This window comes from Curtobacterium sp. MCBA15_013, assembly GCF_001865095.1.
Lineage (GTDB): Bacteria > Actinomycetota > Actinomycetes > Actinomycetales > Microbacteriaceae > Curtobacterium.
Map to the genome: position 1 here is coordinate 17,263 of NZ_MJGQ01000002.1, position 24,853 is coordinate 42,115.

The 24,853-nt window shown below is 71.7% G+C and carries 26 protein-coding genes; 9 read left to right on the forward strand and 17 right to left on the reverse strand.

The features are described from left to right. Window positions 1–55 precede the first annotated feature (55 nt). The 7 genes from BIV01_RS01135 to BIV01_RS01165 all read right to left on the reverse strand — a co-directional run bounded on the left by BIV01_RS01135 (window position 56) and on the right by BIV01_RS01165 (window position 8,667). A complete protein-coding gene (locus BIV01_RS01135; RefSeq protein ID WP_302847417.1) occupies window positions 56–631 on the reverse strand; it encodes a CinA family protein in 576 nt (191 codons plus the stop codon). Then, complete coding sequence (gene pgsA / locus BIV01_RS01140) at window positions 604–1,257, reverse strand: CDP-diacylglycerol--glycerol-3-phosphate 3-phosphatidyltransferase (RefSeq protein WP_083294987.1); 654 nt, start codon at window positions 1,255–1,257, stop codon at window positions 604–606. Before pgsA ends, BIV01_RS01135 begins: the two co-directional genes overlap by 28 nt. Then, window positions 1,254–4,196: an FtsK/SpoIIIE family DNA translocase gene (locus BIV01_RS01145; RefSeq protein WP_071301671.1), complete on the reverse strand. Its 2,943-nt coding sequence runs from the start codon at window positions 4,194–4,196 to the stop codon at window positions 1,254–1,256. Before BIV01_RS01145 ends, pgsA begins: the two co-directional genes overlap by 4 nt. A 168-nt stretch (window positions 4,197–4,364) precedes the next feature. Then, the gene (locus BIV01_RS01150; protein ID WP_070416509.1) at window positions 4,365–6,041 is read right to left on the reverse strand and encodes a ribonuclease J; all 1,677 of its coding nucleotides are present in this window, start codon (window positions 6,039–6,041) and stop codon (window positions 4,365–4,367) included. Between the two features lie 48 nt (window positions 6,042–6,089). After that, a complete protein-coding gene (dapA, locus tag BIV01_RS01155) occupies window positions 6,090–7,067 on the reverse strand; it encodes a 4-hydroxy-tetrahydrodipicolinate synthase (RefSeq protein ID WP_071295500.1) in 978 nt (325 codons plus the stop codon). A gap of 251 nt (window positions 7,068–7,318) precedes the next feature. Further along, window positions 7,319–7,837 (reverse strand): dihydrofolate reductase, encoded by a 519-nt coding sequence (locus tag BIV01_RS01160; RefSeq protein ID WP_071301672.1) that lies wholly within the window; start codon window positions 7,835–7,837, stop codon window positions 7,319–7,321. Next, on the reverse strand, window positions 7,837–8,667 hold the full coding sequence (locus BIV01_RS01165) for a thymidylate synthase (RefSeq protein ID WP_071301747.1): 831 nt from the start codon (window positions 8,665–8,667) through the stop codon (window positions 7,837–7,839). The genes BIV01_RS01160 and BIV01_RS01165 overlap by 1 nt, the downstream gene beginning before the upstream one ends. A 58-nt stretch (window positions 8,668–8,725) precedes the next feature. Between BIV01_RS01165 and BIV01_RS01170 the strand changes: the two genes are divergently transcribed. Further along, window positions 8,726–9,637 (forward strand): TIGR01777 family oxidoreductase, encoded by a 912-nt coding sequence (locus BIV01_RS01170; RefSeq protein ID WP_175473607.1) that lies wholly within the window; start codon window positions 8,726–8,728, stop codon window positions 9,635–9,637. A 53-nt stretch (window positions 9,638–9,690) separates the two neighbouring features. On the opposite strand, the gene BIV01_RS01175 is transcribed toward BIV01_RS01170, so the two are convergent. Then, the gene (locus BIV01_RS01175; protein ID WP_402736958.1) at window positions 9,691–10,152 is read right to left on the reverse strand and encodes a tetratricopeptide repeat protein; all 462 of its coding nucleotides are present in this window, start codon (window positions 10,150–10,152) and stop codon (window positions 9,691–9,693) included. Window positions 10,153–10,157: 5 nt separating this feature from the next. Further along, on the reverse strand, window positions 10,158–10,904 hold the full coding sequence (locus tag BIV01_RS01180; protein WP_071301748.1) for a 4-hydroxy-tetrahydrodipicolinate reductase: 747 nt from the start codon (window positions 10,902–10,904) through the stop codon (window positions 10,158–10,160). 23 nt (window positions 10,905–10,927) lie between these two features. Between BIV01_RS01180 and BIV01_RS01185 the strand changes: the two genes are divergently transcribed. Beyond that, a complete protein-coding gene (locus BIV01_RS01185; protein ID WP_071301675.1) occupies window positions 10,928–11,404 on the forward strand; it encodes a GNAT family N-acetyltransferase in 477 nt (158 codons plus the stop codon). 32 nt (window positions 11,405–11,436) lie between these two features. Then, window positions 11,437–11,928, forward strand: coding sequence for a DoxX family protein (locus BIV01_RS01190; RefSeq protein WP_071301676.1), 492 nt, complete (start codon window positions 11,437–11,439; stop codon window positions 11,926–11,928). Here BIV01_RS01190 and BIV01_RS01195 read toward each other — a convergent pair. Continuing rightward, window positions 11,916–12,518 carry a histidine phosphatase family protein gene (locus tag BIV01_RS01195; protein ID WP_070419134.1) on the reverse strand — a complete coding sequence of 201 codons (603 nt, stop codon included), beginning with the start codon at window positions 12,516–12,518 and terminating at the stop codon, window positions 11,916–11,918. The genes BIV01_RS01190 and BIV01_RS01195 overlap by 13 nt on opposite strands. Before the next feature lie 8 nt (window positions 12,519–12,526). Further along, window positions 12,527–13,861, reverse strand: coding sequence for a M16 family metallopeptidase (locus tag BIV01_RS01200; RefSeq protein ID WP_070416515.1), 1,335 nt, complete (start codon window positions 13,859–13,861; stop codon window positions 12,527–12,529). Between the two features lie 249 nt (window positions 13,862–14,110). On the opposite strand from BIV01_RS01200, the gene BIV01_RS01205 reads away from it, so the two are divergent. Further along, entirely contained in the window at window positions 14,111–14,758 is a 648-nt protein-coding gene (locus BIV01_RS01205) for a TetR/AcrR family transcriptional regulator (RefSeq protein WP_071301677.1), read from the forward strand. Window positions 14,759–14,885: 127 nt separating this feature from the next. Beyond that, window positions 14,886–15,413: a YbhB/YbcL family Raf kinase inhibitor-like protein gene (locus tag BIV01_RS01210; protein ID WP_071301678.1), complete on the forward strand. Its 528-nt coding sequence runs from the start codon at window positions 14,886–14,888 to the stop codon at window positions 15,411–15,413. A gap of 70 nt (window positions 15,414–15,483) precedes the next feature. On the opposite strand, the gene BIV01_RS01215 is transcribed toward BIV01_RS01210, so the two are convergent. After that, window positions 15,484–17,757 (reverse strand): polyribonucleotide nucleotidyltransferase, encoded by a 2,274-nt coding sequence (locus tag BIV01_RS01215; RefSeq protein ID WP_071295422.1) that lies wholly within the window; start codon window positions 17,755–17,757, stop codon window positions 15,484–15,486. Window positions 17,758–18,036: 279 nt separating this feature from the next. On the opposite strand from BIV01_RS01215, the gene BIV01_RS01220 reads away from it, so the two are divergent. Then, on the forward strand, window positions 18,037–19,230 hold the full coding sequence (locus BIV01_RS01220; protein WP_071301679.1) for a coiled-coil domain-containing protein: 1,194 nt from the start codon (window positions 18,037–18,039) through the stop codon (window positions 19,228–19,230). Here BIV01_RS01220 and BIV01_RS01225 read toward each other — a convergent pair whose 3' ends face one another. From BIV01_RS01225 to BIV01_RS01245, 5 genes are all read right to left on the reverse strand, one after another. Next, window positions 19,231–20,151, reverse strand: a complete 921-nt coding sequence (locus tag BIV01_RS01225) for an FAD:protein FMN transferase (protein ID WP_217642525.1) — start codon at window positions 20,149–20,151, stop codon at window positions 19,231–19,233. After that, window positions 20,148–20,456 (reverse strand): hypothetical protein, encoded by a 309-nt coding sequence (locus BIV01_RS01230; RefSeq protein WP_071301681.1) that lies wholly within the window; start codon window positions 20,454–20,456, stop codon window positions 20,148–20,150. Before BIV01_RS01230 ends, BIV01_RS01225 begins: the two co-directional genes overlap by 4 nt. A 107-nt stretch (window positions 20,457–20,563) precedes the next feature. Further along, window positions 20,564–21,214, reverse strand: coding sequence for a CE1759 family FMN reductase (locus BIV01_RS01235; RefSeq protein ID WP_071301682.1), 651 nt, complete (start codon window positions 21,212–21,214; stop codon window positions 20,564–20,566). 139 nt (window positions 21,215–21,353) lie between these two features. After that, entirely contained in the window at window positions 21,354–21,623 is a 270-nt protein-coding gene (gene rpsO / locus BIV01_RS01240; protein ID WP_070416523.1) for a 30S ribosomal protein S15, read from the reverse strand. 102 nt (window positions 21,624–21,725) lie between these two features. Next, window positions 21,726–22,172, reverse strand: a complete 447-nt coding sequence (locus tag BIV01_RS01245) for a VanZ family protein (protein ID WP_175473608.1) — start codon at window positions 22,170–22,172, stop codon at window positions 21,726–21,728. A gap of 112 nt (window positions 22,173–22,284) precedes the next feature. On the opposite strand from BIV01_RS01245, the gene BIV01_RS01250 reads away from it, so the two are divergent. From BIV01_RS01250 to BIV01_RS01260, 3 genes are read left to right on the forward strand one after another with little or no spacing between them, the layout of a single operon-like run. Further along, window positions 22,285–23,331, forward strand: coding sequence for a glycoside hydrolase family 6 protein (locus tag BIV01_RS01250; RefSeq protein WP_083413693.1), 1,047 nt, complete (start codon window positions 22,285–22,287; stop codon window positions 23,329–23,331). A 34-nt stretch (window positions 23,332–23,365) separates the two neighbouring features. Beyond that, window positions 23,366–24,415: a M4 family metallopeptidase gene (locus BIV01_RS01255; protein WP_071301683.1), complete on the forward strand. Its 1,050-nt coding sequence runs from the start codon at window positions 23,366–23,368 to the stop codon at window positions 24,413–24,415. A gap of 28 nt (window positions 24,416–24,443) precedes the next feature. Continuing rightward, a complete protein-coding gene (locus BIV01_RS01260; protein ID WP_071301684.1) occupies window positions 24,444–24,716 on the forward strand; it encodes a protealysin inhibitor emfourin in 273 nt (90 codons plus the stop codon). The last annotated feature ends 137 nt before the right edge of the window (window positions 24,717–24,853 follow it).

Here is a 24,853-nt window from a genome sequence, read left to right on the forward strand (position 1 = left end):
GCCGGCTGCTCTACTGCTGGAGATTGCGTGAGATGTAACCCAGTGGAAACGGGACCTATTCCCGGGCCCGGATCGTGGACGACATCCGTGCCAGGAGTTCGGAGACGGTCGCCCAGCGGATTGCATCGCGGTCGCCGTCGAGGTGCAACTCGTACGCCTGGGCACCGTCGGCGTCCGCGATGCCGACGAAGACCGTCCCCACCGGCTGACCGTCCTGCGGGTCGGGTCCGGCGACACCGGTCGTGCTGATGCCCCATGTCGCGGGTGCTCCGTCGACCGCGAGTGCTGCTCGCACGCCCGAGGCCATCTGCCGAGCCACCTCCGGGTCGACCGCACCGTTGGACGCGAGCAGCGCCGACGAGACGCCGAGCACGGTGTGCTTCACGGGCGTCGCGTAGGCCACGACTCCCCCGCGCACCACGGCGCTGGCACCCGGCACGCCGACGAGGGTCGCGACGACGAGTCCACCGGTGAGCGACTCCGCCACGGCGACGGTGTCGCCCCGTTCGGTCAGGCGCGCGACGAGGTCGCGGGCGGACGTCCGGACGTCGGGTCCGGTGTCGTGTCCTGGAGGCGCGGTGCCGGTGACGTCGTCGGCCGCCGTCACGCGGTGGTCCGGTTGTGCTTCCACGCCTGGTACAGGTAGTCGATCCCGCTCAGGATGGTCGCCAGGAAGGCCGCGGTCATCAGGATGCCGTTCACCCAGTGCGCCCAGTCCCCCACGAGGTTCCACCACGGGAAGAGCGCGGCGGTCAACGCGACGGCCTGCAGCACGGTCTTGATCTTGCCGCCCCGGCTCGCCGGGATCACCCGGTCCGAGAGCACCGCGAACCGGAAGACCGTGATGCCGATCTCGCGCACCATGATCAGCACGGTCACGTACCAGGGGAGCTCACCGAGGATCGACAGCGCGACGAGGGCGCCGCCGATGAGGACCTTGTCCGCGATCGGGTCGACGAGCTTCCCGAAGTCCGTGACGAGGTTCTGCCGTCGGGCGATGATGCCGTCGGCGCTGTCCGTGACGATGGCGACCACGAACACGACGGCCGCCCAGATGCGCAGCGGCCCGTCGGTGCCGGCGTCCGTCAGGAGCAGCACGAAGAACAGCGGCGCCATGAGGATGCGCACGACCGTGATGATGTTCGCGACGTTGCCCGTCGACGCCGGGCCGGGGCCCTTGCGCAGGAGTCGTCCGCGCCACGGGAAGCGTGCGCCGTGCGTGGTCTCCGTGCTGTCCGAGGCGGTCATCGCACTCACTCCCTGCCCGTCAGTCCCCACGCGTCCTCATCGGGCTCGTCGTCTGCTTCATCGTACCCGCGCGTCATGTCCGCCACCGGGTCGGCGCCGTAGCGGTCGCCGTCGTCGGTCGGGGCCGACGCCGGAGCCGGCGCCGCGGGACCCGGGCCGGCGGCGGGGGCGGCCGGGGCAGCACCCGCCGGTGGCTCCTCGCCCCGGAGCTTCGCGAGCACGGCCGGCAGCTGGTCGGTCGTCACGAGGACGTCGCGCGCCTTCGAGCCCTCGGACGGCCCCACGATGTCGCGGGACTCCATGAGGTCCATCAGGCGGCCGGCCTTGGCGAACCCGACGCGGAGCTTGCGCTGGAGCATCGAGGTCGACCCGAACTGCGTCGAGACGACCTGCTCGACCGCCGCGAGCAGCAGCTCGAGGTCGTCGCCGATGTCCGCGTCGATCTCCTTGCGCTCGACCACGGCCTGGACGTCCTGGCGGTACTCCGGACGGGCCTGGCGGGTGACGTGCTGGACGACCTCGGCGACCTCGCTCTCCTGCACCCAGGCACCCTGGACGCGGAGCGACTTCGAGGACCCCATCGGCAGGAAGAGCGCGTCGCCCTGCCCGATGAGCTTGTCGGCGCCCGGCTGGTCGAGGATGACCCGGGAGTCGGTGACGCTGGTCACCGCGAAGGCGATCCGCGACGGCACGTTCGCCTTGATGAGCCCGGTGATGACGTCGACCGACGGACGCTGCGTCGCGAGCACCAGGTGGATACCGGCGGCACGGGCGAGCTGGGTGATGCGGACGATCGACTCCTCGACGTCACGCGGCGCGACGAGCATGAGGTCGGCGAGCTCGTCGACGACGACGAGCAGGTACGGGTACGGCTTGAGCTTCCGCTCGCTGCCGGCCGGCAGGACGATCTCGTTGTTCGCGATCGCCTTGTTGAAGTCGTCGACGTGCCGGAACCCGAACGACGCGAGGTCGTCGTACCGCATGTCCATCTCCTTCACGACCCACTGCAGCGCCTCGGCCGCCTTCTTCGGGTTCGTGATGATGGGCGTGATGAGGTGCGGGACGCCGGCGTAGATCGAGAGCTCGACGCGCTTCGGGTCGACGAGGACCATGCGGACCTCGGACGGCTTCGCGCGCATGAGCAGCGACGTGATCATCGAGTTGATGAACACCGACTTGCCGGACCCGGTGGAGCCGGCGACGAGCAGGTGCGGCATCTTCGCGAGGTTGGCCACGACGAAGCCGCCCTCGACGTCCTTGCCGACGCCGATCGTCATCGGGTGCTTGGACTTGCGAGCGGCGTTCGAGCGCAGGACGTCACCGAGGGAGACGGTTTCACGGTCGGTGTTCGGGATCTCGACGCCGATCGCGCTCTTGCCCGGGATCGGCGACAGGATGCGGACCTCGTTCGAGGCGACCGCGTACGACAGGTTCTTCGACAGGGCGGTGACGCGCTCGACCTTCACGCCGGGGCCGAGCTCGATCTCGTACCGGGTCACCGTCGGCCCACGGGAGAACCCGGTGACCTTCGCGTCCACCTTGAACTCGGTGAGGACGCTCGTGATCGCGGCGACGATGTCGTCGTTCGCCTGGCTGCGTGCGACCGACGGCGTGCCGGAGCTCAGCGTCGTGGCGGCCGGCAGCCGGTAGGGCGCGGCCGGGTCTTCATCGGGGCCGGCCACCGGGGGCAGGCCGTCCGCGTCGTCGCCGGCGTCGACCGCGAGGTCCTCGGCGGGGAGCGACGGCGAGACCACCGGCGACACCGAGGCGTCCGGACGGACGACCTCGGCCGGCGCGGGGCGTTCCGGCACCGGGGTCCCGAAGTCGCGCAGGGCCTGTTCGGCGATCTGCAGGTCCTGCTCGACCGAGTCGTTGAGGTTGACCGAACCGGGCTCGGCCGGCGTGTGGTCGACCAGACCGGCGGCGGCACCGGCGTTCGGGCCGGGTGCCGGCGCGGCTGCGGCGGCCGGGGGCACGGCCGACGTCGCACCGCTGATCACGGGGCTGTCGTACGCGGGGTCCTCTTCGCGACCGGACTTGTTCCGGCGCCACCACGGGATGGTCCCACCCTCGGCGTCGGACTCGGCGGCCTTGTCGTCCTCGAAGCCGAGGTCGTCGAACAACTGGAAGTCGGTGTCGCCCTTCGCGCCGCGCTTCTTCGTCGGCTTGGTCCGTGCGGCGGGCGCCTCGGCGACGGGCTCGTCCGTCTCCGTCGCGGGGGCCGGCGCGCCGAACAGGTACGCGTAGAGCTCGTGCAGGCGCCGACCGATCTTGTTCGGCGGCGTCTTGGTGATGATGAAGAGCGAGAGCACGAGCAGCAGCACCGCGACCGGCACCGCGACCCACTCGGTGGCGACCGCGACGAGCCAGGCGATCACGACCCAGCCGATGACGCCGCCGGCGGTCGCCAGCGCGGGCATGCCGTCCGAGGCGCTCGGCTGCCCGCCGAACACGTGGCAGAGCGCCGCGATGGACACGAGCAACAGCCCGAGACCGATCCCGATCCGGGTGTTGTCGTGCACGGACGCCGGGTGCCGGAAGAGCCACCCGGCGAAGACGACCATGATGACGGGCAACGCGAAGGCCAGCCGGCCGAACAGCCCGCCGAACGTGTACGCGTCGAGCGCCACCGAGACGGCGTTCGACGGGTTGAGCCACTCGACCACCGCGCCGGCGACCGCCAGCACGAAGAGCAGGAACGGGAACCCGTCGCGCCGCTGGTCCTTCTCGAGGGTCTCCGTGCCGAGCAGGCGGAAGACCGCGCCGACGCCGTGCGCCATCGCCAGCCAGAACGTCACGAGGGGGTTCTGTTCGCGGAAGACCGGGGTCGGTGCGGCCTGCGGCAGCTTCTTCGTCGTGGCCTGGGTGCGCGACGAGCCACGCGTCCCGCTTCCACGGGACGACGAGGACGCGCGCGAGCGCGTGGTCGACTTGGTGCCTCCGGCCATGGGCAGAACCCTAATCCCCCCTCAGGACAAACCGAGCGCGGCCCGCCGGTCAGCCGACAGGCCGGAACGTGCCAGGAGGCGCGGTGCACGTCCGTCAGGAACGTGCACCGCGCCTCCCGGACACGGCCACTGCGACCACCGCGACGTGCGCGGTGGTCGCGACGAGCACTACGCCTCGATGACCACCGGCACGATCATGGGTCGACGACGGTGCTTCGTGTTCACCCAGCGACCCACGGTCCGGCGGACGACCTGCCCGAAGGCGTGCCCGTCGCGCGTGCCGTTCGCGGCCGCCTCGGCGAGCGCCTTCGCGATCTGCGGACGGACGTCGTCGAAGACCGAGTCGTCCTCGGCGAAGCCGCGCGACTGGATCTCCGGGCCGACGACGCACTGGCCGGTGGTGAAGTCCACCGCGGCGAAGATCGAGATGAAGCCCTCTTCCGCGAGGACCCGGCGGTCCTTGAGGTCGGCGTCGGTGATCTCGCCCACGGTCGACCCGTCGACGTAGACGTACCCGATGTCGAGCTGGCCGGCGACCCGGACCTCGCCGTCCTTCAGGTCGACGACGATGCCGTCCTGGCCGAGGATGACGTTCCGCGGCGGCACACCGGTCTGGATCGCGAGGTCCGCGCTGGCGTACAGGTGGCGGTGCTCGCCGTGCACGGGCAGCACGTTCTTCGGCCGGAGGATGTTGTAGCAGTAGAGCAGTTCGCCGGCCGACGCGTGTCCGGAGACGTGCACCTTGGCGTTGCCCTTGTGCACGACCTTCGCGCCGAGCTTGGTGAGCCCGTCGATGACGCGGTACACGGCGTTCTCGTTGCCCGGGATCAGCGACGAGGCGAGGATGACGGTGTCGCCCTCGCCGATCTCGATCTGGTGCTCGAGGTTGGCCATGCGCGCGAGCACGGCCATCGGCTCGCCCTGCGACCCGGTCGACATGTAGACGATCTGGTCGTCGGGGACGTTCTTCGCCTTCTTCGTGTCGATGAGCACGTTCTCGGGCACCCGGAGGTAGCCGAGGTCGGCGGCGATCGTCATGTTGCGGATCATCGAGCGGCCCATGAACGCGACCTTGCGGTTCGCGGCGGCAGCGGCGTCGAGGACCTGCTGCACGCGGTGCACGTGCGACGAGAAGCTCGCCACGACGACCTTCTTGCGGGCGCGCGTGATGATGTTCTCGAGCACGGGTCCGATGTCGCGCTCGGGCGCGGTGAAGCCCGGCACGTCGGCGTTGGTCGAGTCCGGCAGGAACAGGTCGACGCCCTGCTCCCCCAGGCGTGCGAAGGCACGGAGGTCGGTGATGCGGTCGTCCAGCGGGAGCTGGTCCATCTTGAAGTCGCCCGTGTGCAGGACACGACCGGCGGGGGTCGTGATCGCGACGGCGAGGGCGTCCGGGATGGAGTGGTTGACGGCCACGAACTCGAGGTGGAACGGGCCGAGCTGCTCGGTCTGGTCCTCGGCCACGACGAGCGTGTACGGCTTGATCCGGTGTTCCTTGAGCTTCGCCTCGACGAGGGCCAGGGTCAGCGTGGAGCCGATCAGCGGGATGTCGTCGCGGAGCTTCAGCAGGTACGGGACGGCGCCGATGTGGTCCTCGTGGCCGTGCGTGAGCACGACGCCGAGGACGTCGTCGAGGCGGTCCCGGATCGGCGCGAAGTCCGGCAGGATCAGGTCGACCCCGGGCTGGTGCTCCTCGGGGAAGAGCACGCCGGCGTCGACGATGAGCAGCTTGCCCTCGTACTCGTACACGGTCATGTTGCGACCGATCTCGCCGAGTCCCCCGACGGGGATGACGCGGAGGGTGCCGGCTTCGAGCGGCTGCGGTTCGGAGATCTGTGTGGGCATTCGGTCCTACGGATTCGGGCGACGCGCGTCCTGCGCGCCGCGTGTTCGCTAGCGGGTGGTGCCTGGCACCTTCGGAAGAGCACCGCCGGCCGCTGCGTTGCGGTCGGGGCGGAAGTTGGAGAAGTCGGCGCCCGGGATGTCCCGGACGGCTTCGAGCGAGGTCTCGATGGCGTACGCCTCGGAGTCCTCGGGGCCGACGAGCGGCAACCGGACGCGCGGGCTGCCGATGCGGCCGAGCCCGTGCAGGATGTACTTCGCCGCCACGGTACCCGGCACGTGCGTCATCACGGCACGGACGAGGGGTTCGACGCGCTTGTGCTCGGCGGTCGCGGTGGCCAGGTCGCCCCGGTTCACGGCGTCGACGATGGTGCGGTACGGCGTCGACGTGATGTTCGCCGTGACGCCGATGAGTCCCGTCGCGCCGATCGACAGGTGCGGGAGCACGTTCGTGTCGTCGCCCGAGAAGTACATGAGGTCGGTGTTGTTGAGCACCCGGGACACCTCGGCGAAGTCGCCCTTGGCGTCCTTCACCGCGAGGATGTTCGGGTGGTGCGAGGCCCGCACGATCGTCTCGTACGTGATCGGGATGCCCGTGCGACCGGGGATGTCGTACAGGATCACCGGCAGGTCGGTCGCGTCGGCGATCATCCGGAAGTGGGTGAGCACACCGGACTGCGTCGGCTTGTTGTAGTACGGCGTGACGATCATCACACCGTCGGCGCCGGCCTTCTCGCTCTGCTTGTAGAGGTGGATCGCGTGTGCGGTCTCGTTCGACCCGCCACCGGTGATGATCTTCGCGCGCCCCGCAGCGACGGACTTGCCGACCTCGACCAGCCGGAGCTTCTCGGGGTCGGTCAGCGTGCTCGTCTCACCGGTCGTGCCGGTGACCACGATGCCGTCGGCGCCGGCGGTGATGCAGTCGTCGATGTGCTGCTCGACACCGGGCCAGTCGACCTCGCCGTCGGCCGTGAACGGGGTCACGAGGGCGACGAGGACCTGACCGAAGGGATTCTCACGCGGGGACACGGGCACCAGCGTACCGGGGATGCGCGCGAGGGCTGCCGTCCGCGTGGACGGTGCGGCCCAGGAGGCGCGGCTCGACCCCGCCCCGCACGCTGCGGCCGCGCGGCGCGTGGCCGGCCGGCGCTGGCGCGGCGCGCCCGCCGCGGCCGCCGCGGCCGCCGCGTTCGCGGGGTTCGCACAACGGAAGTCACGGGGAACCGCGGAAAGGCGTGGCGCGACGTGTCTTTGGTTGTGCGGCGCCCGCGGCGGCGGCGCTACGCGCGCCGGCGCCACTCGAGGAAGCGGTAGCGCGTCCCGTCGACGCGCGACTCCTGCCACGGCCCCTCGTCGACGAGCGACCACCCGGCCGCCCCGGCGAGCGTCGGCGCCACGGTGTCCCCCGGCACCTCGACGTCGATCACCGTCTCGGAGACCCGGTCGGCGAAGGGCACCCCCGCCGCGTACACGTGCCCGCCGCCGATGATCCACACGGGCTCGTCGGTGTCCAGCGCGGTCGCCAGGTCGTGCACGACCTCGGCCCCGTCGGCCGTCCACGAGCCGTCACGCGTCAGCACGACGTTCCGCCGCCCGGGCAGCGGCCGGAAGCGCTCCGGCAACGACTCCCACGTGCGGCGCCCCATCACGACGGTCGCGTCGCCGGTGACCTGCCGGAAGTGCGCGAGGTCCTCGGGCACGTGCCACGGCATCCCGCCGTCGGCCCCGATCACGCCGTTCGTCGAGCGCGCCCAGACCATCCCGACACCACGGACGGGTTCGGTCCACGAGGACGACATCAGACGGCGACCGTGGCCTTGATCGCCGGGTGGTGGTGGTAGCCGACGACCGTGAAGTCCTCGTACTCGTAGTCGTCGATCGAGTCGCGCGGCGCGAGCTCGAGCGTGGGGAGCGCGTACGCCGTCCGGGACAGCTGCTCCTCCACCTGCTCGACGTGGTTGTCGTAGACGTGGCAGTCGCCGCCGGTCCACACGAACTCGCCGACCTCGAGCCCGGTCTGCGCCGCGATCATGTGGGTGAGCAGCGCGTACGAGGCGATGTTGAACGGGACGCCGAGGAACATGTCCGCGCTCCGCTGGTAGAGCTGGCACGAGAGCTTGCCGTCGTTGACGTAGAACTGGAAGAACGCGTGGCACGGGGCGAGCGCCATCTCGGGGATGTCGGCGACGTTCCACGCCGAGACGATCAGGCGGCGGCTGTCCGGGTTCGTCGTGATCTGCTCGATGACCTGGGCGATCTGGTCGACGTGCTCCCCCGACGGCGTCGGCCACGAGCGCCACTGCACGCCGTACACCGGGCCGAGGTCGCCGTCCTCGTCCGCCCACTCGTTCCAGATCCGGACGCCGTGCTCCTGCAGCCAGCGGGCGTTGCCGTCGCCGCGCAGGAACCAGAGCAGCTCGTAGGCGACGGACTTGAAGTGCACCCGCTTCGTCGTGACGAGCGGGAAGCCCTTCGACAGGTCGTACCGGAGCTGTGCGCCGAACAGGCTGCGGGTCCCCGTCCCGGTGCGGTCGCCCTTCGGAGTCCCTTCGGTGAGGACACGCCGCAGCAGGTCCTCGTAGGGGGTCGCGACGGTGGGGTCGGGCTGCACGGTCTCGCTGTCGGTCACGACCACGAGCCTACGACGAGCCGGAGACATCCACGGGCAGTTGAGTAGCGTGAGCGACATGACGACAGCGCCGCTCTCGATCCTGCTCGCCGGTGCGTCCGGCTTCATCGGTACGCCCCTCGTCCACGCCCTGCGCGAGGCCGGGCACCACGTCACCACCCTCGTCCGACGCGAGCCGCGCACGGCGAGCGAGTTCCGCTGGTCCCCGGGCACCCGGAAGCTCGACCCGGCGATCCTCGACGGCGCCGACGTCGTGATCAACCTCGCCGGCGCGAACATCGGCAAGCTCCCCTGGACCGAGACCTACAAGCAGGAGATCCTGCAGTCGCGGGTGTCCGCCACCGAGACCCTCGTCGAGGCCATGCGCCACGCGACGAACCCGCCGCCGCTGTTCCTCTCTGGCTCGGCCTCGGGGGTCTACGGCGACCGCCCGGCCGACGTCCTGCAGGACGACGCGGCCGCCGGCACCGGCTTCCTCGCCGAGGTCTGCACCGCGTGGGAGGCCGCCGCGAACGCCGCTCCCGAGGGCGTCCGCGTCGTGACGCTCCGCACCGGCATCGTCGTCGGGAAGGGCGGCGGCGCGCTCGCACCGCTCGTCCCGCTCACGAAGACCGGGCTCGGCGGCCGCCTCGGCACCGGTGGGCAGCACTGGCCGTGGATCGCCCTCGAGGACGAGGTGGGCGCGATCGTGCACCTCGCGACGAGCCCCGACGCCTCGGACGTCGTCGGGCCGGTGAACCTCGCCGGCCCCGAGGCCGCCGTCGCCGACCGCATCACCAAGCGCGTCGCCGAGGACCTGCACCGGCCCTACCTCTTCCGGATCCCGGAGTTCGCGCTCCGGCTGCTCCTGCAGCAGGCGGCCGACGAGATGCTCCTGTCGAGCCAGCAGATGGTGCCGACGAAGCTGCTCGAGTCCGGCTACGCGTTCCGGTACCAGCGCGCCGAGGACGCGGTCGACGCCGCGTTCTGACGCGACCGGCTGTGTGCCAGGAGGCGCGGTGCGGGCCCGCACCGCGCCTCCTGTCAGGACACGCGTGCCCTGGTGAGCGCTTCGCGCATCGCGGCCCGCGCCCGCTTGCGGTCACCCGCGGCGTCGTAGACGACGCCGAGTCGGTACCACCCGCGCCAGTCCGCCGGGTCGGACTCGACCGCGGCCTTGTACTCGGGGAAGAGCTCGTCGGCGGCCTCGCGCGTGGGACGCCCCGAGGGACGGACCGGGACGACGTCCGAGGGAGCGCCGCCCTCCTGCTCGAGCCGGGCGCCGAGCCGGGTGATGCGCAGGCCGAAGCGGAACTCGAGCACGAGCAGCAGCGCACCGATCGCCGCGACGACGAAGAGCGCGACGCCGATGCCGATGCCGATCGGGATGCCCGTCGCGATGAACGCCACGGCACGCTGCCCGACGAGCACGATGTACAGCGCCAGCAGCACCGCCATGAGCGCCGCGCCCCAGAAGGGCGAACGGAGGGACCGGGTCAGGCGCACGACGGTCAGCCGATGCCGAGGACGCTGCCGAGGCCGACCGTGAGGCCGCGCATCGACCCCACGGCGGACAGGGCTGCACGGATGCCGGCGACGTAGGCGACGTCGTCGTTCGTGTCGTGCCGGATGGTCAGGGTCTCGCCGGGGCCGCTCAGCACCACGTCCTGCACGGCCTTGACGCCCGGCAGACGGAGCGAGTGGATCGGGACGCTCGCGACCTGCTGCCCCCGCGCGCGCTGGTCGACGTGGGGTGCGTCGACCGGGCCGACCTCGCGCCGGGCGTCGGCGATGAGCTCGGCCGTGCGGACGGCGGTGCCCGACGGGGAGTCGATCTTGCCGGCGTGGTGCGTCTCGACGATCTCGACCGAGGGGAACCAGGGGGCGGCGATCGTCGCCAGGTGGGTGCCGAGCACGGACCCGATCGAGAAGTTCGGGACCACGAAGACGCCCTGCTCCGGACGCGACTCGAGGCCCGCGCGGAGCGTCGCGAGTCGGTCGCCGGACCACCCGGACGTGCCGACGAGCACGTTCGCGCCGCTCACGAGGGCGTTGTCGACGATCGCGGGGCTGAGCGCCGGGACGGTCACGTCCACCACGATCGCCGCGCCGCCGAACACGTCGGGACCGGCCTCGTGCGCCCCGTCCTTCGAGGACAGGCTCGCGACGAGCTCGAAGTCGGGCAGTTCCTCGACCACGGCGGCCACGAGGCCCCCGAGACGACCGGTGGCGCCGACGACGGCGACGGGAGTGACCATGTCCACCATCCTAGGATCGACGCATGACGCTCGAGGTCAGGACCGTGCCGGCAGACATCCCCGAGGTCGACGCCCTGCTCGACGCGTACCTCGACGAGCGCGAGGCCACGTTCCCGAGCGCGCAGGGGTCGTACTCGCGGAAGCGCACCCCGGCGGCCGAGTTCACGCCGCCGGTCGGCACCTTCGTCGTCGCGTACGACGGAGGTCGCGCGGTCGGGTGCGGCGGCCTCCGCCGGATCCCCGACGACGGCGACGACGTCCGGTTCGAGGTGAAGCACGTCTTCGTGACTCCGGAAGGACGCCGACGCGGCGTGGCGACGGCGGTCATGGACGCGCTCGAGGCACGCGGTGCGCAGCTCGGCGCGACGGCGATCGTGCTCGACACGAACGACTCCCTCGTCGCCGCCGGTGCGATGTACCGCGGTCGGGGCTACGAGCGTGTACCGGCGTTCAACGAGAACCCGAACGCGACCGCCTGGTACCGCAAGCCGGTGCGCTGAGGCGATCCGCGCCTCCGCTCCGAACGGCAGGCATGGTCCTGCTCCTCCGTGCCCTCGACTCCCCGACCCGCCTGCCGTTCCTCTCGATCTCGCTCGTCCGGGTCGCGCTCGGACTGTTCTTCGCCGCGTCCGGGTGGAACAAGACCGTGACCGCTCCGGGTCGCGCGGCGATGGCGGAGACGATCCGTTCGATCGGCGCGCCGGTGCCCGACGTCACGGCTACCGTGGTCGCGGGCTGCGAGCTCGTCTTCGGCGTGCTGCTCGCCGTCGGCCTCGTGACGCGGGCGGCTGCGGCCGTCCTCGCCGTGATCAGCACGGTCGCGCTCACGACCGTGGCGGTCCACCAGCTCGGGCCGGCGGACGCAGTGACCTGGTTCAGCGACCTGCTGTACCTGCCCGAGGTGCTGTACCTGCTCCTCGCGGTGGTGCTGGTCGCGCTCGGCGGTGGGCCGTTCGGGCTGGACCGGGTGCTCCGAGCGCGGGTCGCCGCACTCCGGGTGCGCAGGGCCCGTCAGACGGGCTGACCGACCGGCAGGCCCGTCCTGAGCTCGACGGGCAGGTGCGCCAGGTCGTTGAGCGCGACGACCTCGGCCGGCTTGGCCGAGCGGATCCGGATGATCGTCAACGCCGTGTGCGCCACGTTCGTCCCCATCCAGCGCCACTCGGGTGCCTGGAACGCCTCGCGCACGAACCAGCCGATGACGGCGTTGTGCGTGATGAGGAGGTCGTGCCGGTCTTCGCGGGCAGGGGTGAACCACTCCGCCACCGCATCGCCCATCTGGGCCTGCCCGGCGACGATCTCCTCTTCCGTGATGCCGCCGTACCACCCCTGGTAGGCGTGCGGCATGTCCGGCGTCGGACCCGACGGGATGCAGTCGAAGAGCAGGGTCGACGGCTCGGGCTCGATCGCCGGGAGCCGCTGCGACAGGAACGACGCGGTCTCGCTCGGCGCTTCGAGCGGCGAGTGGTAGACGCCGTCGAACGGCACGCCCCCGAGACGGTCCGCGACGAGCATCGCCTGCCGCTTGCCGCGCTCGGACAGCTTGCCGTCCCGCAGCCCGTGTTCGGCGTCCTGGTGTTCGCCGTGCCGGACGAGGTAGAGGTAGTGCGACATGTCGGTGCTCAACCGCCGATCCCGATCGCGGCCGCGAGCTCGTCCTGTTGCACCGCCCCGACCACCGAGGTGATCGTGGGCCGGGTCAGGAGGTCGCGGGCCAGGTCGAGGACGTCGTCGGTGGTGACCCGGTCCACGCGCTCGAGGGCGGTGGCCAGGTCGGTGAACTCCCCCGTGCCGAGCTCGGACCGGCCGAGTCGGGTCATCCGGGCGTCGGAGTCCTCGAGCGAGAGCGTGAGCGCCCCCTCGATCTGCCCCTTCGCGCGGCGGAGCTCGTCGCTGGTGATCCCGTCGTCGACCATCCGGCGGAACTCCGCGTCGACGATCTCGACGACCCCGGCGACGTTGTCGGGGGCGCACCCGGCGTAGACGCCGAAGGCACCGTTGTCGAGGTACGCGGGCGCGAAGGAGCTCACCGCGTAGGCGAGTCCGCGGCGCTCGCGCACCTCTTGGAAGAGTCGGGAGCTCATGCCGCCGCCGAGCACGGCGTTGAGCACGCTGAGGACCGGCCGCCGTTCGTCGCGGAGGTCGAGGCCCTGCGACCCGCGGAGCATCGAGACCTGTTCGGTCGGACGGTGCACGACCGAGAGCTTGGGGATCGCCGGGTCCGCCACCGGCTGCGGCGTGCGCCGTGCCAGCGGAGCAGCGTTCGGGGCGCCCTGGAACACGGCCTCGACGAGCTCGCAGAAGCGGTCGTGGTCGATCGCCCCGGCGGCGGTGACGACGATGCCGTTCGGCGCGTAGTGCTCGCGGTAGTGGGCGAGGACCTCGTCCCGCTGCACGGCACGGATGCTCTCCGGCGTGCCGCCGATCGGCCGGCCGAGGGCGTGCCCGTCGAAGGCCGCGGCGAAGAACGCCTCGCCGGCGACGTCGGCCGGGTCGTCCGCCGCCATCGCCAGCTCTTCGAGGATGACCCCGCGCTCGATGTCGAACGCCGCGTCGTCGAGGACGGAGCCGGTGACCATGTCCCCGATGACCGAGACGGCCATCGGGACGTCGGCGTCACGGACCCGTGCGTAGTAGCACGTGTACTCCTTGGCGGTGGCGGCGTTGTGCTCGCCACCGACGGAGTCGAACGAGATCGCGATGTCGAGGGCCGACCGGGTCCGGGTGCCCTTGAACAACAGGTGTTCGAGGAAGTGCGTCGAGCCGTACTGGCCGTCGCGTTCGTCGCGGGAGCCGACCCCGACCCAGAAGCCGAGGCTCGTCGAACTCGCTCCGGGCATGGCCTCGGTCAGGACCCGCACGCCGGACGGGAGGACGGTTCGGCGGACGAAGGCGCCCCCGGACGTCAGGAACGACGTGTCCGGGGCCTCGAGCGGCAACGGCACTGGGTGGTTCATCGCAGACGAGCCTACTGACCCCGGAGCGCCCGTCGCCCAGTTTCCACAGCCGCTCACGGTGTCACTCGAAGTGGGGTACAGATAAGGAGGATAGAAAGACTCGTCTGTCTGTCCTCCTTGTGGTACAGTTCTCGTACCGGATCGGAAGCCCCCCTATATTCCGATCCGGTGGCTCGGGACATCAGTCCTCACGCGGCACGAGTCCCCCCGCTCCGCCGCGGAGCCGATGAGCCCAAGGAGAGCCACGCTGTGACGGTCGATTCCCCCCAACCGACCGTCCAGCGTCTCCCTGGCCCGAGCACGAACCTCGCGTCGCCGGACGGGTCGAGCGTCCCCCCGGCTCCCCGTTCCGGCGGCGCGAAGGTCCGGATCCTCGAGACCGCCACGCGGCTCTTCTACGAAGAGGGCATCCACGGCGTCGGCGTCGACCGTCTCATCTCCGAGGCGAGCGTCACGAAGGCGACGTTCTACAAGCACTACGGGTCGAAGGACAACCTGATCCTGGCCTACATCCGGACGCAGCACGAACGCGTGCAGCAGCGGATGGAACAGCTCATCGCCGATGCCGGCTCGCCCGAGGCAGCCGTCCGGGCCTGGGTCACGGCCCTCGCCGACGAGGTCAACGACCCCGAGTTCCGCGGCTGCGCGTTCCTCAACGCCGCCGCCGAGTACCACGACCCTCGCGACCCCGTGCGCGAGGTCGTCGCGATGCACCGCGACTGGTACACCGAGCGACTGGCCGACCTGCTGCAGGAGTCCGGCCACACCCTGCCGGGCGACGGTGCGGACGAGCTCATGCTCGCACGCGACGGCGCCATGTCCGGCGCGTACGCCGGTGACGCGATCGCGGCGACGGCGGCCCTCGGACGCGTCGTCGAGCGCGTGCTCGCCGCCTGACGACGCACGTCGCGTCGACGAACGCGACCGTCTGTCGGCCTGGAGGCACGGGTCGGCCCCGCACCGCGCCTCCCGTCCGCCGGTGGGCACCGAGCGACATCCGAGCACGCGGGTGTTGGCTGGGGACATGGCCAACGACCCCAACTGGAACCTCCCCGAGGTCCCGACCTTCACCCTGACCAGCCCCGACTTCACCGACGGCGGCGTGCTCCCGACGTCCGCCCGCGGCACCGACGCCGGCGGCGAGGACCGCTCCCCCGCGCTCGAGTGGTCCGGCGCTCCGGAGGGCACGCAGAGCTTCGTGCTCACGGTGTACGACCCCGATGCCCCGACGGGGTCCGGGTTCTGGCACTGGAGCCTCACGGACGTCCCGGCGTCGGCGACCTCGCTGCCGGCCGGTGCCGGGACCGACGACGCGCTGCTCCCCGCCGAGGCGCTGCGCCGCCGCAACGAGTTCGGCACGGACACGTTCCTCGGCGCGGCACCGCCCGCCGGGCACGGGCCGCACCGGTACTTCTTCACGCTGAGCGCGCTCGACGTGCCCGTCCTCGAAGCGCCCGCGGACGCGACGCCCGCGGTGGTCGGCTTCGTGCTCCGCGAGCACCTGCTCGGCCGCGCGCAGCTCGTCGGCACCCAGGAGACCCCCGCCGCGTAGTCCCGCAACGGCGAACGGCCGCCGCCCCGGAAGGGACGGCGGCCGTTCGTGCGTCAGGACGCGGGAGGGATCAGCCCTCGGCCGGGGCCTCGGCGTGGGACTCGTGTCCCTTGCCGCCCTCGGTGTCCACCTCGTCGGCGACGACCGGCGCGAGCGACAGCTTGCCGCGGTCGTCCACCTTGGTGACCTCGACCAGGATCTTCTGGCCGACGCCGAGGACGTCCTCGACGTTCTCCACACGCTTGCCACCGGCGAGCTTGCGCACCTCGGAGACGTGGAGCAGACCGTCGCGGCCCGGGAGCAGCGACACGAACGCACCGAACGTGGCGATCTTGACGACCGTGCCGAGGAACTGGTCCCCGATCTCCGGGTTCGTCGGGTTCGCGATCGCGTTGACCTGGGCGCGAGCGGCCTCGGCCGACGGACCGTCGACGGCGCCGATGTACACGGTGCCGTCGTCCTCGATCGAGATGTCGGCGCCGGTCTCGTCCTGGATGCCGTTGATCGTCTTGCCCTTCGGGCCGATCAGCTCGCCGATCTTGTCGACGGGGATCTGCACCGAGATGACACGAGGAGCGGTGTCCGCCATCTCGTCGGGGGCGTCGATCGCCTCGTTCAGCACGCCGAGGATGGCCGAGCGGGCCTCCTTGGCCTGCTTGAGCGCGGCGTCGAGGACGGACGAGGGGATGCCGTCGAGCTTCGTGTCCAGCTGGATGGCCGTGACGAAGTCCGAGGTGCCGGCGACCTTGAAGTCCATGTCGCCGAGCGCGTCCTCGGCACCGAGGATGTCGGTCAGCGCCGCGTAGCGGGTCTGGCCGTCGACGGTGTCGGAGACGAGGCCCATCGCGATGCCCGCGACCGGGGCCTTGAGGGGCACACCGGCGTTGAGGAGCGACAGGGTCGAGGCGCAGACGGAACCCATCGACGTCGAACCGTTGGAGCCGAGGGCCTCGGACACCTGACGGATGGCGTAGGGGAACTCCTCGCGCGACGGCAGCACCGGCACGAGGGCGCGCTCGGCGAGGAAGCCGTGCCCGATCTCGCGACGCTTCGGCGAACCGACACGACCGGTCTCACCCGTCGAGTACGGCGGGAAGTTGTAGTGGTGCAGGTAGCGCTTCTTCGTGACGGGCGACAGCGAGTCGATCTGCTGCTCCATCTTGAGCATGTTCAGCGTGGTGACGCCCAGGATCTGGGTCTCGCCGCGCTGGAAGATCGCCGAACCGTGGACGCGCGGGATCACGGCGACCTCGGCGTCGAGCGGACGGATGTCGGCGAGGCCGCGACCGTCCATGCGGACCTGCTCGGTCAGGATCCGGCCGCGGACGACCTTCTTCGTGACCGACTTGTAGGCACCGCTGACCTGGCCGTTGGCGCTCTCGGGGAGCTCGCCGGCCGTCACCTTGGCGGCGATGGCCTCCTTGACACGGGCCTTCAGGGCGTCGTCGGCGTCCTGACGCTCGAGCTTGCCGGCGATCTTGTAGACGTCGCCGAGCTCGGACAGGGCGATGGCCTCGACCGCGTCGTAGACCTCGGGGGCGTACGGCGGGAAGACCGGGTAGTCCTGGATCTCCTTGGCCGACTGGGCGGCCATCTTCGCCTGCGCCTCGACGAGCTGCTTGAGGAACGGCTTCGCCGCCTCGAGCCCCTGCGCGACGACGGCCTCGTCGGGCTTGGTCGCGCCGCCCTGGATGAGGTCCCAGCTGTGCTCGGTGGCCTCGGCCTCGACCATCATGATGGCGACGTCCTCGTTGCCGGCCTCGTCCGTGACGACACGTCCCGCGACGGTGAGGTCGAAGACGGCCTCGGCGAGCTGCGACGCCTTCGGGAACGCGACCCACTGGTCACCGATGAGCGCGAGGCGCACACCGGCGATCGGGCCGGAGAACGGCAGACCGGAGATCTGCGTCGACGCGGACGCCGCGTTGATCGCGAGCGCGTCGTAGAACTCGTCCGGAGCGATGCTCAGGACGGTGATGACGATCTGGACCTCGTTGCGGAGGCCGTCGACGAACGACGGGCGCAGCGGCCGGTCGATCAGGCGGCAGACGAGGATCGCCTCGGTGCTGGGACGGCCTTCACGACGGAAGAACGAACCGGGGATCTTGCCGGCGGCGTACGAGCGCTCCTCGACGTCGACGGTCAGCGGGAAGAAGTCGAACCCTTCACGCGGGTGCTTGCCGGCGCTGGTGGCCGAGAGGAGCATGGTGTCCTCGTCGAGGTACGCGGCGACCGCGCCCTGCGCCTGCTGTGCGAGCCGACCGGTCTCGAACCGGACGGTGCGCTTGCCGTACTTGCCGTTGTCGAGAACGGCCTCGGCGAACTTGATCTCGGGACCCTCCAAAAGGGTGCCTCCTTGATGTGTTCGGCAGGCTGGGGCCACGGCACCCGATGGTGCGTGCGCGCCGAAGGGATCGGGACGCATGTCTGGCCAGCAGTAGAAGCACTCGGGAAACCGTCCGGCCCGCGAGCCACCACCGATGACCAGCTCCGTGCCCGGCCTGCGCAGTGTTTGTCGTAACGCCCGGGGAAACGGTCCCTGGACGTGATGGACTTTACCAGTCCTCAGGGATTCGGCGGCGAGGCTCACGGCGAACCGGAGTGTCCTCGCTAGCCTGCTGCCATGCGCCTCACCCCCTCCCGGGGCTGGTTCGTCGCGGCCGCAGTGGTCGTCGGCGCGCTCGTCGCCCCCGTCGTCACCGCTGTCCCGGCGAACGCGACGGAGTACCCGAGCTGGCAGGACGTCGAGCACGCGAAGGGCAACGAGCAGACCAAGAAGGCCGAGGTCGCCAGGGTCCAGGCGGCGCTGGAGTCCGCCCAGCAGGCCGCAGCCGTGAAGTCGCAGGCCGCGCTCGTGGCGTCCCAACGTGCGGACGCGGCCGAGTCGGCACTGGCGTCGGCCACCCAGGCCGCCACGAGCCTCCAGACCCAGGCGGACCAGGCGGCGAAGACCGCGGACCGCGCCCAACAGCGCGCCGGCCAGCTCGCCGCGAACCTCTACCGCGACGGCAGCTCGAGCCAGATGACCACGCGCATCGCGACGGCGAAGGACCCCTCCCAGCTGCTGTACCAGCTCGGCGCGCTCGACCAGCTGTCGTCGACGTGGGCCGGCGTGATGGACGACGCCTCGGTCGCCGCGAGGACCGCGTCCTCGCTGCACGACCAGGCCACCCGTGCCGAGGACGAACGCGCCGACCTGGCCGACGCCGCCGAGACGAAGGCGAGCGCGGCGAAGGACGCCGAGGCCGCCGCCGACGCCGCGGTCGACGACACGCAGCAGCACAGCGACGAGCTGTACGCCCAGCTGGCGTCGCTCAAGGACACCACCGCGAAGACCGAGCAGCGGTACCAGCTCGGTGTGCAGGTCGCGGCGCAGAAGGCCGAACAGCAGCGGAAGCGCGAGGAGGCCGCCGCGGCGGCAGCAGCCGACGCGGCACCGAGCCCCGCCGTCCCGTCGACGAGCGGCGGCGGTTCGTCCTACCCGAGCACGGGCGGCGTCGTGGTCGATCCGGCGGGTGCCCAGGCCTACGCCCGCAGCGCCATCGGGTCGTACGGGTGGGGGTCGGACCAGTTCTCGTGCCTGGTGTCCCTGTGGACGCAGGAGTCCGGCTGGCGTGCGAACGCCCTGAACGTCTCGAGCGGGGCGTACGGCATCCCCCAGTCGCTGCCGGCGGAGAAGATGTCCGTCGCCGGCGCGGACTGGCGGACGAACGCGGCGACCCAGATCAACTGGGGCCTCGCCTACATCCACGACGCCTACGGCTCGCCGTGCGGGGCGTGGAACCACGAGATGAGCGTCAACCCGCACTGGTACTGATCAGCCGTCGTCGGCGGGCCAGCCCCCGATCCGGACGACGGTGCCGTCCGCAGCGACCAGGCGTGCCGCGCGACCGCTCCGCCGGAGCATCTCGGTGGCACCGCGTCCACGGACGACCGCGGCGGTCGTCATCGTGTTCGCCGTGACGCACGACGGCGCGACGACGGTCACCGAGCGCCAGACCGGTTCGGCCGGCAGCCCCCACCGCGGGTCGAGGATGTGGTGCCGGGCGTGGCCGTCCTGCTCCCACCGCCGCTTCCGGGTGCTCGAGGTCGCGACGGACCAGCCGGAGGCGATCCGCACCTGGTCGGCGGGGTCGTCGTCGAGGTCCTGCACCCGGACCTGCCAGCCGCCGGACGGGTCGGGCCCGGCGGTCGCGACGTCCCCGCCGAGCGAGACGAGCGCGCCGATGCCGAGGCGGGCGGTGATGCTCGCCGCGGCCATGTCGGCGGCGGCGGCCTTGGCGGTGGCACCGAGGTCGAGCGTGACGCCCTCGGGCACGCGCAGGAAGGTGCCGGACAGCAGGACCCGCTGCCACGCCGGGCGGCCGTCGAGCGCTCGGGCCACGGCCTCGGGCGTCGGAACGGGTGGGGCGTCGGCGAACGCGGCGTCGTAGCCCAGCGACGCCATGCGGGCGCCGAGGGTCGGGTCGACGTCGCCGTCGGAGGCACGTGCGGCGTCGAGCGCGTGGTGCACGAGTGCGGCGAGGAGCGGGGAGACCTCGGCGCCGCGCACCAGGTCGGCGGCGCGGGCGACGAGCTCGGAGTCGCTGCGGAAGCGGCTGCACGCCGCGTCGACGGCGGCGGTGACCTCGACGACGCACGCCCGTGCGGCGGCGAGGTGGCGGCGGTCACGGTGGTCGAGGACGACGCGGGCGGTGGTGGTCCAGAGGTCCCACTCGGCTGCGGCACGCACGGTCACGATCCCGTCGTGGTCGCGTCCGAGGAGCCGGAGCCACCGGTCGTGCCCTGGCTCACGCCCTGGTCGGACGAGGTCCCGGAGTCGGTCGCGGTCCCGGCGTCGGACGAGGTCCCGGAGTCCGTCGAGGTCCCGGAGTCCGTCGAGGTCCCGGCGTCACTCGTCGACGAGTCGGCCGAGCCCGTCGTGGCCTGCTCGTGCCCGAACCACACCCCGGCCCCGGTCAGCGCCGCGACCACGAGCCCGCCCACGCTGACGAGCGCACTCGTCGTCCAGCCGGGTCGCCGGCCGTTGCCCCTGGTGTCCATCGGTCCTCCTCGTCGTCACGATCCGTCGTCACGACGAGGTTCCCGAGCCCACCGATGAGTGGGCCGGGCGGGGGCTGCACCCCCGCCCGGCGACCCCTGTGGCCGGCCTAAGAGCGCACGGCCGAGTGGCCGAGCCCACCGAGCAGGGACGCGAAGTCCGCCGTCTCGGGGAGCGCGTCGGCTTCCTGCGGGGTCCGACGGGAGGCGCGGATCGCCCAGGCAAGGTCCTCACCGGCCCGGCGGATGCGGCCGTCCAGTGCGGCCGAGTCGCCCTCGCTCCCCCAGTCGTCGGTGGCGGCGAACACACCGGTCGGGACGACCGCGGCGCGGAGGTACGCGAACACCGGACGCAGCGCGTGCTCGATCGCGAGCGAGTGTCGTGCGGTGCCGCCGGTGGCTCCGAGCAGGACCGGCATGTCGGCGAGCGAGTCCTTGTCGAGCACGTCGAGGAACGACTTCGCCAGACCGCTCACGCCGGCGGTGAAGATCGGCGTGACGAACACCACGGCGTCGGCCTCGACGACCGTCGCCATCGCGGCGGACAGCGCCGGTGCGGCGAACCCGGTGAGCATCGCGTCGGTGATCTCGTGCGCCAGCGGACGCAGGTCGACGTGCAGGACGTGCGCCGCGCCTCCTGGCAGGCCGGACGGGCTCGGTGCGGCGAGCGCCGCGATCGTGGCCACGCCCAGGCGGTCGGCGAGCAGGCGGGTGGAGCTGGGCTCGGAGAGCCCGGCGGAGACGACGGCGATGGTGGTCATGGTGAGTCCCGACTTTCGATGCGTTTGCATGAACATTGTACCCAACCGCACGTCCCCCGCAACCATTCCCGGGGGAACGGAGAACGCCCCGGTCCTCGTGTGAGGGCCGGGGCGTTCGGTCAAGCCGTGGGTCGGTCGACTAGCGACGCAGGCCGAGACGCTCGATGAGCGCACGGTAGCGGGCGATGTCGACGTCGGAGAGGTAACCGAGGAGACGGCGACGCTGACCGACCATGAGCAGCAGACCACGACGCGAGTGGTGGTCGTGCTTGTGCTCCTTGAGGTGCTCGTTCAGGTCGTTGATACGACGCGTCAGAACGGCGACCTGGACCTCGGGGGAACCGGTGTCGCCCGGGTGGGTCGCGTACTCTTCGATGATCTCCTGCTTGACCTTCGCGTCAAGTGCCATGCGTAGATCCCCTTTCAGTCCGTTGCGCGGTGCCCGTGCCTGATGCACGAGCGCTCTTTGTCCGCGGCCGTTCGACGGCAACCGCGCAAGACTACCAGATCGCTAGACGGTCCTGGCGCGCAGGCGACGCCGACGCGGTGCCGGCAAGAGACTGCGGACGAGGCCGACGAGCGTCGCGCCGAGCAGACCGCCGAGGCCGTTCGACAGGACGTCGCGCGGATCGGCCACGCGGTAGGGCAGGTAGGTCGCCTGCGCGAACTCGATGCCGGTGGAGAGCACGACCGCGACGACCGCACCGAGGATCCACCACCGGCGCGGGAGCCACAGCGCGGCGAGCATCCCCACGGGCACGAACATCGCGATGTTGGCGAGGAACTCCACGCGGTCGTAGCTGAACCACGTGCCGTGCGGGAGCTGCTGCACCCAGGCGATCGCGTGCAGGACGAGGGAGTTCTGCGCCGCCGAGAAGACCTGCGGGGTCAGCGTCATCCGCCAGATCACCCAGGCGTACGCCGCGGTCAGGGCGAGGAGGAGGAGCTTCCGGAACATCCGGCCAGTCTGGGACACGGTCCTGGCAAGAAGCGGCGGCGACGCTGGGTGAACGCCCGGCGGGACGGGCCGGGCCTGGGCACGCCGGGGTCGCACCTGCGAGCATGGGCGCATGCCGAGTCTCGAGGGAACCCGTGCACGCCGCAGCCCCGGCCGTCGTCAGTGGACGTGGATCGGGCTCGCCGCGGTCGTCGTCGCCGCGCTCGTCGTGACGCTCGTGATGGTGCTCCCCCGCGGCACCGAGCCCACCGGCAGGCAGATCGCCGAGCGGAAGACGGCGTCCGAGGCGTTCCCGGGCGGCCTCGCGGAGCAGCCCGAGGCCGAGAACCAGCCCGGCAAGCGGGAGTCCGAGGCGCGTGCCGACGGCGACGACACCACGGCCCGGAAGATCGCCGTCATCGCGGACGAGCCGATCGCCACCTGGCTGACGAACACCTCGGTGTCGGAGACGCGTCAGACCATCCGGGACGTCGTCCGCAGCGCCGAGCGGCAGCGGAAGACGCCCGTGTTCGTCCTCTACAACGTCCCGGACCGCGACTGCGGCAGCTACTCCAAGGGCGGGACCGCCGCGGACGAGTACCTGCCGTGGGTCCGGTCGGCGGTGCGGGCCATGGCGGGCTCCCGGGCCGTCGTGCTCGTCGAGCCGGACGCCATCGCCCAGATCCAGGTGTGCAAGCGCCTCGAGCAGGACCGCCTGCCCCTGATCCGCAAGGCCGTCGACGAGCTCAGCGGCCACGGCCTCACCGTGTACCTCGACGGCGGGAACGAGAACCGCGTGCCGACGGCGACGATGGCGAAGTGGCTGCGCGAGGCCGGGGTCGACCGGGTGCAGGGCTTCTTCACGAACGTCTCGAACTTCTACCGGGTCGACCAGGAACGCGCCTACGCCGACCGGCTCGCGGACGCGATCGGCGGCGACCCGCACTTCGTCATCGACGTCTCGCGCAACGGTCAGGGCTGGCGCGGCACGTGGTGCAACCCGGACGGCGCCGGCCTCGGCCAGGCCCCGCACGTCACCCGCGGTTCCACCCGGCTCGACGCGCTGCTGTGGGTGAAGACGCCGGGGCTGAGCGACGGCACCTGCAACGGCGGGCCGGCCGCCGGACAGTGGTGGGAGTCGTACGCCCTCGGGCTCGTGGAGAACCGCAAGCAGGACTGACCGCGGTGTCGGTGCCCGGTGGTTGCATGACGCCATGACCCCGACCGACCGCATCCGATCCGTCGTCCCGCCCTACCTGCTCCGCGCCGTCGCCGATGCCCGGGGCTTCCCACGCGCGGCCTCGGCGGCACGGACGGCGCTGGCGTCGCTCGACACCGTCCAGCGTCCGAAGCACGAGCACCGGGTCCGTCCGCAGGGCGTGAGCGGCGCGGTCGACCGGTCGCCGCAGCGGACCATCTCCGACGCGCACGGCAGCACCACGCTTCCGGGCACCCCGGTCCGGCGCGAGGGCGACCCGGACTCCGGCGACCCCGCGGTGGACGAGGCGTACACGGGCCTCGGCGACACCCACGCCTTCTGGCTCGAGGTCTTCGGCCGGGTGTCGATCGACGGCGCAGGCCTCCCCCTCGACGCCACGGTGCACTACGGGCAGGACTACGACAACGCCTACTGGGACGGCAGCCGGATGGTGTTCGGCGACGGCGACGGCGAGGTCTTCAACCGCTTCACGATCGCGGTCGACGTCATCGGCCACGAACTCGCGCACGGCGTGACCCAGTACACCGCCGACCTCACGTACGAGGGGCAGTCCGGGGCGCTGAACGAGTCGATCAGCGACGTCTTCGGCTCGCTCGTCGCCCAGTACGCCCGTCGCCAGAGCGCCGACCAGGCGTCGTGGCTCATCGGCGAGGGGCTCTTCACCCCGGCCGTGCACGGCGTCGCACTGCGGTCGATGCAGGCCCCCGGCACCGCCTACGACGACCCGGTGCTCGGCAAGGACCCGCAGCCGGCGACGATGGCCGGGTACGTCGACACCACCGAGGACTCCGGCGGCGTGCACACGAACTCCGGCATCCCGAACCACGCCTTCTACCTGGCCGCCACGGCGATCGGCGGCAACGCGTGGGAAGGCGCCGGAGCCGTCTGGTGGGACGCCCTCACGTCCGACGCCGTCACCGCCTCGATCGACTTCGCCGGGTTCGCCACCGTCACCGTCGACGCCGCCCGCACGCGCTTCGGGGACGGGTCGGCGCAGCACACCGCGGTGCAGGACGCCTGGCGCACGGTCGGCGTGCTCGACTGAGCCGGGCTGCCGGCGTACCGTCGGGGGCATGCACATCGACGTCCGCCGCAGTGGGGGCATCGCCGGCACCACCCGGGGTTGGCGCGTCGACACCGACGCCTGCGACGACCCGGGCGGGTGGTCAGCGCTCGTCGGTGCCCTGCCCCGCGACGCCCCGAGTGCCCCTGCGGCTGGCGTCCGCGACGACTTCACGTGGACGATCACCGTCGAACGGACGACGGTCACGATCCCCGGCACCCGCCTCGACGGCCCGTGGGCGGCGCTGGTGACGCGCGTGCGGGCCGAGGGCACCCCGACCTGACGGACGTGCGCCGCGCCTCCCGTGCGCCCGCGCGTGCGCCCGCGCGCTCGCGCGCTCGCTTCGTGAGCAAAAACGGTCGGGTCGCCCGCGCGCACCCGACCATTCCTGCTCACGAAGTGACGCGCGCCGCGCTCACG